The organism is Rhizobium sp. N731 (assembly GCF_001664145.1).
GTDB classification, from domain to species: Bacteria; Pseudomonadota; Alphaproteobacteria; order Rhizobiales; family Rhizobiaceae; genus Rhizobium; species Rhizobium esperanzae.
On record NZ_CP013606.1, the window covers coordinates 144,241 to 157,001 of the forward strand.

Here is a 12,761-nt window from a genome sequence, read left to right on the forward strand (position 1 = left end):
TCAGGCGCTGCAGGAGAGCAGGGGAGCGGGAGCCGGATTCAGCGCCTTGCCGGTCTGTGACGAATACCAGTTCACGTCAGCCGCGTCGTATCCGAGCGAAGCCCGCGTGCCGATCGCGATATGCGGATTGCCGGAAATGCGCACGAAGACCAGATCCTGCCGCAGGAGCGCGCCGGATTGCCTGTCGCCGGGATGGACGATACGGCATCCGAGGATGACTTCGGCGCCGAGTTTTTCCACCAGGCTCACCTCGACGGGAAGGCCCGGCTGCTCCGCCGATTGCAGTCTCAGCCGCTCGGGCCGCAGCCCGAGGATCAGTTCCTTCTCGACTGGCACTTCGCTAGGGTGCGTAAAGGTCGCGCCGGCCTCGAGCGTCAATTGCTGCCCCTGCCGCCAAACGGGAAGAAGGTTCATCGGAGGCGCGCCGACGAAGCGGGCGACGAAGGTGTTCGCCGGATGCTCGTAGATCTCATCGGGCGTGCCGATCTGCTGGATCTCGCCGCGGTTCATCACGATGATCTTCGTCGCCATCGTCATAGCCTCGACTTGGTCATGGGTGACGTAGACGAAGGTCTTGCGCACGCGCTGATGCAGGGTGGATATTTCCGATCGCATCTGCGTGCGCAGCTTGGCGTCGAGATTGGAGAGCGGTTCGTCGAGGAGATAGAGCGATGGATTGCGCACCAGCGAACGGGCGAGCGCGACGCGCTGGCGCTGGCCGCCGGAGAGGCTCGCAGGGCGCCGGTTCATCAAGGGCGCGAGTTCCAGCTGTTCGGCGATCTGGTTGGTGCGCTCGACGATATCGGGGCGGCGCATCAGCTTCCAGCGCATGATGCTGCTGAGGAGCGGGATGTGATGCCATTTGCGGAACGCATCCATCAGCAGCGGAAAGGCGATGTTTTCGCGCACCGTCATATGCGGATAAAGCGCATAGGACTGGAACACGAAGGCGACGCCGCGCCGGCTGGGCGTCCAGTCGTTGACGTCCTCACCGTCGAAACTGAGGGTTCCCGCGCTGATGTCGGTCAGTCCGGCGATCATGCGCAGCAGGGTGGACTTGCCGCAACCCGAGGGGCCGAGGAGGACGAGGAATTCGCCGTCATCGATCGAGGCGTCGAACCGGGGAATGACGGTGACGTCGCCGAAATTCTTGCTGACGCCTTTCATGGTGATCTGAGGCATGGGGATTATCCCTTCACTGCACCGGCGGTGATGCCGGCGACGATCTTGCGTTGAATGAGAAGGAAGAAGACGACGGCCGGAAGGCTGAAGATCAAGGCCGCCGCCATGACTGCCGAAAGCGGCGTCTCGTACTGGCCGACGAAGGATGCGAGCCCGACGCTGGCCGGCCAGAGGTCTCTGTCCATCAGGAAGGTGGCGGCGAAGAGATATTCGTTCCAGCCGGCAAAGAAGGAAATCACCGCGGCCGCCGCCATCGAAGGCGCGATGATCGGCAGGATGATCATCGTCAGCACGCTGATGCGCGGGCAATTGTCGATGACGGCCGATTCCTCGATCTCGTAGGGAACGGCGTCGATGGCGCCCTTGATGATGAAGGCAGCCACAGGCAGCGAGAAGCCGACATTGGCGAGCACCAGCCCGAACAGGCTGTTGAGAAGGCCGAGCGTGATGAACATCGCATAGAGCGGCACCAGGATCAGCGCCTCGGGGACCACCTGCGTCATGAACATCAGGAAGCCCAGGATGCTCTTGCCGTGGAACTTGAAGCGGCTGAGGGAATAGCCGGCAAGGGCGCCGAGCACCAGGCTGAGGAGGGTGGTTCCCACGGCAACGATGCTGGTATTCATCAGCCAGCGCATCAGCGGCAGCTGGGCGAGTTCGGCGATCATATCAGGCAGGTTGGCAAGCTGCGGCCATGGCACCTGGCCGCTGTTATAGAGCTCGGAATTCAGCGACAACGCCGTTGTCGCCATCCAGTAGATCGGAAAGCCGCCGAAGACTGTGAGCACCAGCACGAGCAGGATATGCAGCAGGCGGGTCGGGATTTGATGGAAATTGCTCATCGCGAACTCGTTTTCTGGCGGCGGTGATTGAAGAGCGCATGGATCGCGGCGACCGAGAGCGCCAGGATCAGGCCGACCACGCCGTAGGTACTGGAGAGGCCGAGGTCATGGTTCTCGAAGGCGACCTGCCGCAGCTTGACGATCAGGGTGCTGGTGCTGCCGACCGGGCCGCCCCCCGTCAGCAGGTAGATGATGTCGAAGCGGCGGATCGACCAGACCATGACGAGCAGGGATACGAGCTGCAATGTCGGCAGGATGTGCGGCAGCGTCACCGACTTGAAAACGTTGAGCTTGTCGGCGCCGTCGACGACCGCCGCCTCTTTCACCTCTTCCGGAACGGATTGAAGGGCAGCCAGCATCACCAGCATGACGAAAGGCGCGACCTGCCACACCGTCACGAGCAGGATCGAGGGCAGGGCTATCTCGGTGCTGGTCAGCCAGGAAATCCGCTCGAGGCCGAGACCGGTGACGATCGTGTTGAGGATGCCCGAGCGCTCGTTGAAGATCCACAGCCACACGAGCGCTGCGGCGACATTGGGAACCGCCCAGCCGAATAGCAGGATGCCGCGCACCAGAGTGCGCCCGGGAAATGGGCGGTTCAGCGCAAGCGCTGCGACGAGACCGACGGCGACGCCGATCACCACGGCCATGACGGAATAGATCAGGGTGATCTGCAGCGTCGTGTAGAAATCGGGATTGTCGAGCAGTCTTTCGTAATTCCCCAATCCGATGAAGCTGCTGCGGTTCGGGTTGGCGAGCCGCGTGCGGGTCAGGCTCAGATAGATCTGCTTGCCGAGCGGCCAGAACATGAACACCAGCAGATAGAGGGCCGGCGGGATGACGAAGGCGTAGGGCAGAAGTCCGTTCAGCCGCCTGCGGGCCGTGGTTTTTCCGGTGGAGTATGCTGGAACGGCCAGGGGCCGCTCCAGCAGGGTTTGGTCAGTCATGGCTCATTTCCTTGTTGAGCAGCGGCTCGTTCGTCAGAACATGCCGTCGACTTTCTCCTGAGCCTTTGCCAGCGCCGCGGCAGGATCGGTGCCCTTGATCAAAACTTCCTCGACGGCTTCCATGACGGGGCGCATGATCTGCGTCGTCTCGACCTCGTAGCCGGGAATGAGCACCGAGCGCGACTTCTGTGCGATTTCGGCGAAGACCGGAGCCCAGGGATTGGCGGCGACGAACTCTTCGGTCAGCGGCACGTCGGTTGCCAGCATGTCCGGGCCGGACGCCTTGCGCAGATCGGCCTGGCCTTCCGGGCTCATCAGCCATTTCAGAAAGTCCTTGGCTTCGTCGGGATGTTTGCTGTTGGCGTTGACGACGACATAGATCTGCTGATGGGCGCCCGGATTGGGGAAGGGCAGGGGGGCAGCGTGCATGTCGGTGCTCTTGATCGTGCCGCCGGAGCCGATGTTCAGCGTTCCGCCTGAGTTGTCGATGCTGAAGCCGACGCGGCCTTCCTTGAAGCGCGTGCGCTGGGTCGGCATGTCGTCACCGACAGGGATGATCTTTGCGTCATACATCTTCTTGAACTCGGCCACGGCCTTGACCGCTTCGGGCGTGTTGATCGTCAGTTTGCCCTTGTCATTCACCCAGTTGACGCCATAGCCATAGGCCCAGCTCTGGAAATCCATGTAGAAGCCGGAAAAGTCGTTGATCTGGTGACGTGCCGTGAAGCCGATCGTGCCGGTCTTGTCCTGAACGGTCTTGGCGTTTTCGATGAGCTCTTCGACGGTTTTCGGCACGGCGGCGCCGGCCGCTTCGGTCAGCTTGCCGTTATAGATCAGTGCGTAGGCCGCCCGCTGCCAGGGAACGCCGAGTGTCACCCCGTCGACAATGCCGTTCTTCGCCGTGGCGTTGAGCGTGACGCCTTCCGTGGCGGAGCCGACGTCGACGAGAAGGCCGGCATCGGCCAGCGCGAAGAAGACGCCTTCCTGGATGATTGCGACGTCTGGCCCCTGGCCGGCACCGAACTCGGTCATCAGCCGATCGCCATAATCTTTCGACGGAATGCCGAGGGATTCGAGCTGCACGTTGGGTGCATGTTTTTCGTAATTCTTGACCGCCTTCCACAGTGCTTCGCCGCGCAGGGCGTCGAGCCATTGGGAGTTCGAGACGACGAGGTTCACCTTGTCTTGCGCCATGGCAGGTGCTGCCGCAGCCAATGCCATGATGACGGCGCAGGCGCCGGAGAGCAGGGAAATTCTATTCATTTTCGTTCACCTCTTTTGTTTGTTTTGTCGACGTTTCGTTGTTCTTGGATCAGGCCTTGACGCGGTGTGGCGCGAGCGGCGTGTTGCAGCTCAAATTCTCGCAGCCGTCGTCGGTGACGAGATAGCAGTCGCCGACATTGCAGCCCGCCACCAGCGGATCGAGCCACTGCGAATGCAGGACGAAGGTCATGCCCTCCTCCAGCCGGTCATGATTGTTGGAGGCGATGTTGTAGGGCTTGAATTTGGCCATCGAGACGGAATGGCCGACATTGGGATTGTGCGGCCCTCTGGTGGCGGGATAGACATGCATCAGCCGCCGCCCCTGCCGCTCCCAATCGGCGTCAGCCACGTAGCTGCGCGGGATCTGGCGGGGCGATCCGTCCTCATTCGATTGCCAGTTATAAGGCATCGTTCGACTGTCGGCCGATTTCAGGTATCCACGGCGGATATAGGGCTCGAAGGATGCGTTCGCGACTTCGGAGACCAAGACGCCCGGGCGCACGCGCGCCGCCGCCGCCTCGACGCCTTCGACGCACATTTGCAGGACTTCCTCCTGCTCGTCGGTGATCTCGCCGACGGCGATCATCCGGGCGATCTGTGCGGAGTAACCGTGATAGCTGACGCTCGAGATATAGAGATTGACGAGGTCGCCGGGGCTGACGACATGGCCATAGGGCTTGCCGCAATGGGTGCCGAAACGATTGACCCCTATCTGATAGCCGTCGCCCCACTCGCCGCCGCGCGCCATCTGGGCATAGGTGAAGGCGGCATAGATCTGGTGATCGGTCACGCCCGGGCGGGTGACGTGATAGGCGGCCTGGATGCCGATATCGGCCAGTTGCGCCGCTGCGCGCACGATCGCCTGCTCGCGCTTGCTGCGCCGCCGCTGCATCCGCTCGATGATGCCCGCATCGGCAACGAAGTGGCTGCGCGGCAGGCTGGCCTTCAGGCCGTCCCAATAAGGTGAGGACGTGGCGTCTCCGAAAAGGCCGATCTGGCTGCAGGCAAATCCCCGTCCCTCCAGATGCGCGGCAACCGCCTCGACGACCCGATCGACGGTGCGGCCGGGACGATTATAGGTTTCGCGCCCCCAGGTGCCGATCTGCCAGATATCGTCGACGAGCACCGGTTCGCCGGCCGGCGGCAGCAGGACGGAGCTGCTGAAGAAGGAGAACAGCGCCATCGGCTGATCCTCGTCCGTCGGAATGACGAGCACGCCTTCGCGCATCCAGTCGCAGATGTAGCGCAAATAGGAATTCGACACGCGGTAGGAACCGATGGAATCGGCATGGGCGAGGATGAGGTCATGGCCGGCCATGGTGGCCTCGCGCCTGACATGGCGCAGACGTTCCGCGAATTCCTCTTCCGGCAAGGGATTGACCGGCTCGAATTCGAAGCTGGGCTGAAACCCGTCGAGCAGGGCTTCAGGCGAAAATGGCGCGGATGCGCGTTCGGACCTTGTGAGCATTCATATGGTTCCTTTTTTTCAATTAAGAGCGCAATGACCGAGCTTTGCAATAAATATTTCAAGAAGGAGAAACCTCTTCCAAATCGCGTTGTAAGAAAAATGCGAGCGGGCCAGGCTTTTATTTCAGGGCTTCCAGCGATCAGGACGCGCAAGCCCATAAATGAGTTGGATTAATTGGATTGAAGAGCCGTTCTCCAGATAACGAGAAAAGTTTCTGTGAGAAATTTTTTTTACAAAAACTTTTTTCAGTGAGTGTGCCGCTGTCTCTGCCATAGCGTCGCGGGGTGCGGGCGCTGGTGATGGCGATGAACGCACAAACGAAGCAGCAGGCCTCGGTGATCGGCGAGCATGAAATCCCGATTAGTTATCACGCGGCCAAGCGGCCCCGGCGAGGCAGCCCTCGATCACCCCGCAACAGTTAGCGGGTAGTCCTGCATTCGTATAAGCCTCGGTAATGGTTCAGATTTACTATGGATTGACGCTCGCCGATACATTTTTTGGGAGCCCTCCAATTGCCTTGGAAGTGACCAAACTTGCTTTTTTACAGTCAGGGGAATATTTTTATTTGGCCGGCAATAAATCGTCCAACCAGTACTATCTGCGGTGGAGCTATGCCCGAGTTTCACGGAAAGAACCGCCTTGCGGCTATACTGCTGATCTTCCTGACAGCATTGGTCTTTCTCGGGCTTGAACAGCCCGCTGTCGCCGCATCCGGTGACCAGGACGGCCGGCGGGTTGCCTTGATCGTCGGCAACTCCGTTTATAAGACGCTGCCCTCATTGCCCAATCCTGCCAATGATGTCCAGGAAGTCGCGAACACGCTGCGCAGAGCCGGTTTCGACGTGACGATCGGCATCAATGTCGATCGCATCGGACTTGAGAACACGGTGCGCAGCTTCCTGCGCTCGGCCAATAATGCAGAGGCCGGTCTCATCTATTATTCCGGCCACGGCATCCAGGTCGGCGGACAGAATTTCATCGTGCCGGTCGATGCGACGCTGGAAACGCCCTATGACGTCGAGACGCAGACCATGCCGCTCGATCTCATCCTGAACCACCTCAAGCAGAATTCGCGCGTGCAGCTGATCTTTCTCGATGCCTGCCGCAACAACCCGTTCAATGCGCAGAAATTCTGGATGGCGGAAAAGCTGGAACCGGTCGGCGCCACGCGCGGCCTGGCGCGCATCGACAGCGATCTCGGCAGCCTGATTGCCTTCTCGACCGAGCCGGGCCAGGTGGCGCTCGATGGCGAGGGGGCGCTGAGCCCCTATTCCGAATCCTTCATCAAGCGCGCCAGCGAGCCGAACAAGGAAATCCGCCAGGTCCTGACCGATGTGCGGCGCGACGTGATCGCCATGACCAATGGCAAGCAGGTCCCCTGGGAAAATTCCTCGCTGATGGACAGCTTCTATTTCATCCCGGCCCCGCCGCCGCCGAGCGTCGAACCGATGCAGCAGGTGAGTGTACCGGAGGGGGCTGCCGCGACCAGGCTGCCGATCGCCCCGCCGCATGACGAATCCGGCGCGGCGCTGCTCGTCACGCTGAACCAGCTTCCCCAGACCGGCAAGCTCAGTTTCGACGGCAAGCCGGTCGAGCAGGGCGCCAAGCTGCCGGCCGCAGCACTGACGGCGCTGAGCTATGATTCATCGGGCGTTGCCGCCGGAACGGTCGGCCTGATCGGTTATTCCGTGAGCGATCCCTATGGCCAGGCGACGCAGGGCGTCGTCGCCATCACCGTCTCGGCCGATGCCGGCGCCAAGCTCGCCCAGCTCGAACAGCAAAAGCAGGCGCGGCTTGCCGATGCCGGCGCCTATCTGAAATCGCTGCCGCGCGACATCGACACGACGATCGGCGTCGGTCCCGTCAAAGCCCATCTGCCTGAAGTCCCTGCATCGGCCGCGGAGATGACCTTCAAGGTCGCAGCCCTGCCCGACAAGGGCACGCTGCGCGCCGGCGACCGGGTGATCGGGCCCGGCCACGTGCTTGAGGCAGCCGATATTCCGGCGCTGTCCTACGAGCCGCAGATCGGCACCGAAAACCAGCCTTTCGCCCTGACGCTGCAGGCCGCCAACGACGACCTGCCGCCCGCTACCGTCACCTTTAAACCGACGCTTGATGACTGTGATAGCGTAGCTGCCGCTCCCCTCGACCTGCAGGGCGTGACCGCCGGCAAGCTGCCGAATGAAATCGATCCTGCCGTCGCGCTGCCCGCCTGCGAGGATGCGGTGAAGACCTATCCCGGCGTTGCCCGCTTCGTTTATCAGCTCGGTCGCGCCCAGCTTGCCAACCGCGACGCCAAGACGGCCTTTGCGACGATCAAGAAGGCGATGGATGCCGGCCATGTCAGGGCGATTTCCGAACTCGCCTCGCTCTATCTCGTCGGAGCGTCCGTCCCGGCAAATCTCGCCAAATCGAGCGAGATAGCCGCGATCGGCGCGAAGAAGGGCGATCCCTACGCGCTCTATGCCTATGGCAAAAGCCTGTTTTATGGCCGCGGTGTGAAAGCCGACACCGAGGAAGGCCTGAAGCTTATGCTCCAGGCAGCCGACCTCGGCCACACTTATGCAATGAACGAACTTGGCTACATCTTCTCGAACGGCGTCAACATCCCGGCCGACATGGAACGCGGCATTCGCTTTTACGAGTCGGGCCTCAAGAGAGACGACATCTATTCGATGAACAGCCTCGGGATGATTTATCGCGCCGGCAAAGGCGTGCCGCAGGACCTTGAGAAGGCGCTGGAGCTTTTCAAAAAGGCAGCGGATGGCGGCCAGCCTTATGCCCCGCGCAACATCGGCCTTATGTACAGAGACGGTCAAGGGGTGCCTAAGGACGAGGCTGCAGCCCTCTCCTGGCTGGAAATGGGCGCCGAGCGCGGCGACTATTGGAGCGCGTTCGAACGGGCCAAGATGGCCAAGGGCGACGGTTCGGATGCTGAAAACCTCGTGACCGCTGCTCACTATTTCGCTCTTGCAAGCGCACTCAACAGACCCGGAACCGGCGATCCCAAAAAGCAGTCGGACAAGGAACTCGCATCCTTGGCCGAGCCTGCCAAAAAGAAGGCCGCAGAGTCGTTTTCGGCGGAATTGACTGCGCAGGAACTGAAGGCTCTGCCGAAGACGAAGTCGCTGAACGAGAGGCTGACGCTTCTTGCGAAGGCGACGTGGGCAAAGCGAAATCCGCGATATGATCTTTTTTAAACGGTGATCCCGGGGGCGCCTGACATGACCAGCAAAGTCTTCATTCGTGTACTCCTCTGCTCGACCTTCATCGCCGGCTCGGGAGCCATACTGCAGGGCTGCATCTTCGACCCCGGTGGCAAGACGCTCTTCGCGAATCAGGAGCCGGCGCAGCCGACCCGCAAAAAGACGCCGACCGTCAAAAGGGTCGTCGCAAAAAGCAATGACCAGGAGTCGACTTTTGCTCGATCGGACAAGGGTTCCGGCGGCTCAAGCAGCTCATCCGGAATGGGCGGCGGCTCCGACAGTGGTAGTTCCGGGAGTGACTCCGGCGGCAGCGATCCTGGGGCCGGTACCACCGGCGGGTGGAATTCGGATCGCCGTCTGAAGACGGATATTCGTCGCCTCGGCACGTCCCCTGCCGGTATCCCGATCTATGCATTCCGTTACATCTGGGGCGGGCCGCTCTTTGTCGGTACGATGGCGCAAGACCTGCTGCTGATCAGGCGGGATGTCCTGTCTCAGGACGCAACCGGATACTACACCGTGGACTATGCCGAGCTCGATATCAGAATGATCTCGATACCGGATGAGCTTTCGCTGGCTTCGCCAGCGGCAGCCGCTGCCGTCGCGGCGCTTTCGGTCGACGCTGCAAAGACGCAGCCTTTGATCGGACTTCCGGAATTCGTGCTGTAACCGTTGGCAATCTTATCCAAACGCCCGTGCTGGACGCAACGTTTGTTTGCGTCCAGCCGTAATACTGCACCCTGCAGCCACCCGGCCGTTCAGCCATCCAACCCCTTGAAGCGCACCGGCTGGTAGCCGCGCAGCAGCAGGCTACCGAGCGAATAGGTGTTGCGGCAGACGCGGCCCTTGCAGGCGTTGGGCGTTGCCTCCATCACTTCCACTTTGCGGTCGTCGGTGAAGCGCATGAACAGCATGACATGCGACCCCGGCCGGTTCAGCGCGTCGCCAGGCTGCAGCGACCACGGATCGGCAAGCCGCCTGGTGATACCAGGGATCGCCCGCGTCGAGACATGCATCTTCAGCCCCCAGGCTTCGCTGACGAAGCCGGAGCAGTCGACGCCGAGAATATTGGTTTGCGGCGCGCTCTTGGTGCAGACGTTGCCGGCCGTCTGGCCGTCGATGACGCCATTGGTAAAATCCTCGAGCGGTGTCTTGCAGCCCCAGCAATAGGGCACGCCCTTCACCGTCTGGCCGCGTTTGCCGATCAGATAGAACGGCCGGCGCAGGCGGTTCATGTTAACGCAAGCCGGCCCCGGATCCTTGCCATAGGCCGCCGGCGTCACCAGCCAGTTCAACGTCTCGAAGCCGATCGCCCGCTCGATGACGTCGCCGCGCGATTTCGGCAGGATCGCCACCTTCGGCAGCTTTCCGGGTTTGGCCGCAATCGATGGCTTGGCCGGCCTGGCGACGGCGAGCTTGCGGCCGGGCTCGCGCCCCTCGAGTTTCAGCACCTGCGCCCGGCTCTCCTGCGAGCGAAGGAAAAGCACGTCGCCGCGTGGGCCGATCGCCACGAACCGCCTTGAGAAGACGGTGCCGGCTTCGATCGGCAGATCATAGACGCGCTCCAGAACGCCGTTCGGCGTGAAGCGCACCACCAGCATGCCCGTCCGTTCCGGCCGGTCGGCGGGCACGAGCTCGACCAGCGCGTAGGGTCTGCCTGTCGTGTCGATGTCGAGAAGTTCGACGGTGCCGATGCGGTTTTCCCCGGTGAGCTGAAGCGAGAGGAAATTCTCCTCCGAGCTCGCGCGCCGCAGCAGGATCTCCGCCTTGTCGTTTGCCGCCGAGACTTCGGCAACGATATCGCCGAGCCCGCGGCTCGGCACGTATTGAACGACCGGCGGGCGGGCTTGCGGCCGGCTGGTGCTGCGGCCGATCTCGTCGACGATGCTGTTCAGCGGGCCGGGCGGCACCGAGCCCATCGAGGCGAAGACCGAGCGGGTGTAGTCGTCGGCATCGCCGCCGTCGATGGCGCGCAGAGTCTGTGAGCGGCCATCGGCGCCCGTGGAGCGCTCGAGCGGCACGATGCCGTCGGACCAGAGGTAGAGTTCATTGTGGACGACGGCGAGATCCTCCGGCGCCGTATTTTCGGGCAGTGGCAGGATCTCGGGATCGGCCTGCGAGCGTTCGCCGTCGACGGCGAGCACGCGGCCGTTGTTCTGGTCGAGGATGTAGACCGTGCCGTCGTCGCCGACGGTGATCGCCGCCGGCCCGGACGCTTCGACCTCCTCATTGGCGGAGATGATGCCGACCGAACGGGCGCCGTCGCCGCTCGGCAGCTCGATCATGAGAGTGTCTTTTGCGAGGACAGGCCAGGCGATTGCGATCGCTGCGGCCATCAGAATATGCGAGCTGAAACTGCGCATTGCCGTGAACCCCGGAACAGGATCATTTTGGCCATGTGGGCCTCAATCTGAAGCCTGTTCACAATTAAAGAGTGAGAGAATGATGTCGTCCGAAAACCGTTCACAACTTTCGGCATCATCCCCTTATGACCGTCAAGTCCTTAAAATGTTAGGATAGAAGCGGCTCGTCAGCAAGGCGTTGCTTTCCAAACGATTTGGAGATCGGCGTCGGCGATAGTACAACTTCATCGTCTTGAAGTTTTATTGGCAGGGAAGCCTATGCTGGACTGGAACGGTGACGAACTGGCGCTCGATGTCAGCCTGTTGGAGCAGGTGCGCGCGGCAAGGATCGGGTTTTCCGATCGCGTCTGCGCCGCCTCGGCCAGCAAGGATGAGAAACATCTGGCGCAGCTGCGCTCCGAACCGACCTATCTGATGGCCGAGTTTCTGTATTCGATGAAGGTCTTCGGCATCAACACGGCTGAGGATATCGAGCGCTTCGCCGACCTGCACAATGATTACGTCGTGTCGCTCACCCGCGATCCGGCCAAGCTGCAGCGCCTCGGGCTTTCGCAGGACCGGGCGCTGGCCTCGATGTTCACCGCCGACACCAAGCCGCGGCTGATCCAGAACTGGACTGAGAAGGCAGGCGCCATCGATCAGTCCAATCTCGCCCGTTTCCTGGTCGCCGTCATGTCGAGTGAGACCTGCCGCAAGACGCTGATCGATTTCGAGACGGCCGGCTTCATGCAGCGCAAGCGCTCGCCCTATGGCACGATGGTGGTCTGGTCGACCGGCAGGATCGAGGAAATCTTCGGCGAAATGCTGCGCAATCTCCGCCTCGGCCTGCAGCAGCTGAAGATACTCTGAGCTCTCTCCAGCCGATTTCCACCCTCCCAATCGATTGGCGCCGAGCGCCGTTGCCTTCCATCCGGCCTCTCCCTATTGTCGTTCCAGAGCAATTCCAGCAAAAGTGTGCAGCGGTTTTGCGTTCGGAATTGCGTGAAAACATAGAGATAGAGCAATTCCGTACAAAAGACGGAACTGCTCTAGTCGCGCGATGGCGCCCCTCGGACGGATGTGACGACGATGAAAAAATCACGGCTCATAAGCTTGTCGATCGGCTTGGCTCTGGCGCTTGGGATGCCTGGGCTCGGGTTTGCCGGGCCGGTTGAGGATGCGCTTGCGGCGCGAAACCCCGCGCTTGCGGCGCTGCGCCAGCACGATGAAAAGGCCTTTGCCGCCGCCGTTGCTGTCATCGCCGACCATGAACGCGCCGAGGGGCTGACGCCGGGCCAAGGCAAGCTGCCGCAGACGACATCGCCCGGCCGCGACATGGGCTCGGGCTCCGGCAAGGAATTCACATCGAACAATCCGGATATTCTCTGGCTCTACAATTCCTCGCCGGAGGGAATGAGCGACCTGATCTCGATTCTGAAATCCGCCGGCCAAAAGCCGAAGAACTAACCGTCATTCCCTGGTCCGGTCCGACTATAAACGGACGCCGGATA

Annotated in this window: 10 protein-coding genes; 4 read left to right on the forward strand and 6 right to left on the reverse strand. The window is 61.6% G+C overall.

The genetic code is table 11. The annotated features are described in order from the left end of the window. From AMK02_RS28115 to AMK02_RS28135, 5 genes are read right to left on the reverse strand one after another with little or no spacing between them, the layout of a single operon-like run. Positions 1–1,182 (reverse strand): ABC transporter ATP-binding protein, encoded by a 1,182-nt coding sequence (locus tag AMK02_RS28115; protein ID WP_064808222.1) that lies wholly within the window; start codon positions 1,180–1,182, stop codon positions 1–3. Between the two features lie 5 nt (positions 1,183–1,187). After that, complete coding sequence (locus AMK02_RS28120) at positions 1,188–2,024, reverse strand: carbohydrate ABC transporter permease (RefSeq protein ID WP_064808224.1); 837 nt, start codon at positions 2,022–2,024, stop codon at positions 1,188–1,190. Beyond that, on the reverse strand, positions 2,021–2,971 hold the full coding sequence (locus AMK02_RS28125; RefSeq protein WP_082929730.1) for a carbohydrate ABC transporter permease: 951 nt from the start codon (positions 2,969–2,971) through the stop codon (positions 2,021–2,023). Before AMK02_RS28125 ends, AMK02_RS28120 begins: the two co-directional genes overlap by 4 nt. A gap of 33 nt (positions 2,972–3,004) precedes the next feature. Continuing rightward, positions 3,005–4,234, reverse strand: coding sequence for an ABC transporter substrate-binding protein (locus AMK02_RS28130; RefSeq protein ID WP_064808226.1), 1,230 nt, complete (start codon positions 4,232–4,234; stop codon positions 3,005–3,007). 49 nt (positions 4,235–4,283) lie between these two features. Continuing rightward, positions 4,284–5,702 carry a M24 family metallopeptidase gene (locus AMK02_RS28135; RefSeq protein ID WP_064808228.1) on the reverse strand — a complete coding sequence of 473 codons (1,419 nt, stop codon included), beginning with the start codon at positions 5,700–5,702 and terminating at the stop codon, positions 4,284–4,286. A gap of 611 nt (positions 5,703–6,313) precedes the next feature. Between AMK02_RS28135 and AMK02_RS28140 the strand changes: the two genes are divergently transcribed. Both AMK02_RS28140 and AMK02_RS28145 read left to right on the forward strand, forming a co-directional pair. Next, the gene (locus tag AMK02_RS28140) at positions 6,314–8,902 is read left to right on the forward strand and encodes a caspase family protein (RefSeq protein WP_064808230.1); all 2,589 of its coding nucleotides are present in this window, start codon (positions 6,314–6,316) and stop codon (positions 8,900–8,902) included. A 24-nt stretch (positions 8,903–8,926) separates the two neighbouring features. After that, the gene (locus AMK02_RS28145; RefSeq protein WP_064808232.1) at positions 8,927–9,577 is read left to right on the forward strand and encodes a tail fiber domain-containing protein; all 651 of its coding nucleotides are present in this window, start codon (positions 8,927–8,929) and stop codon (positions 9,575–9,577) included. Between the two features lie 89 nt (positions 9,578–9,666). Here AMK02_RS28145 and AMK02_RS28150 read toward each other — a convergent pair whose 3' ends face one another. Beyond that, positions 9,667–11,271: a hypothetical protein gene (locus tag AMK02_RS28150; protein ID WP_064808233.1), complete on the reverse strand. Its 1,605-nt coding sequence runs from the start codon at positions 11,269–11,271 to the stop codon at positions 9,667–9,669. A 258-nt stretch (positions 11,272–11,529) separates the two neighbouring features. On the opposite strand from AMK02_RS28150, the gene AMK02_RS28155 reads away from it, so the two are divergent. Further along, positions 11,530–12,120, forward strand: a complete 591-nt coding sequence (locus tag AMK02_RS28155; protein WP_064808235.1) for a hypothetical protein — start codon at positions 11,530–11,532, stop codon at positions 12,118–12,120. A gap of 219 nt (positions 12,121–12,339) precedes the next feature. Beyond that, on the forward strand, positions 12,340–12,717 hold the full coding sequence (locus tag AMK02_RS28160; protein WP_064808237.1) for a hypothetical protein: 378 nt from the start codon (positions 12,340–12,342) through the stop codon (positions 12,715–12,717). Positions 12,718–12,761 lie beyond the last annotated feature (44 nt).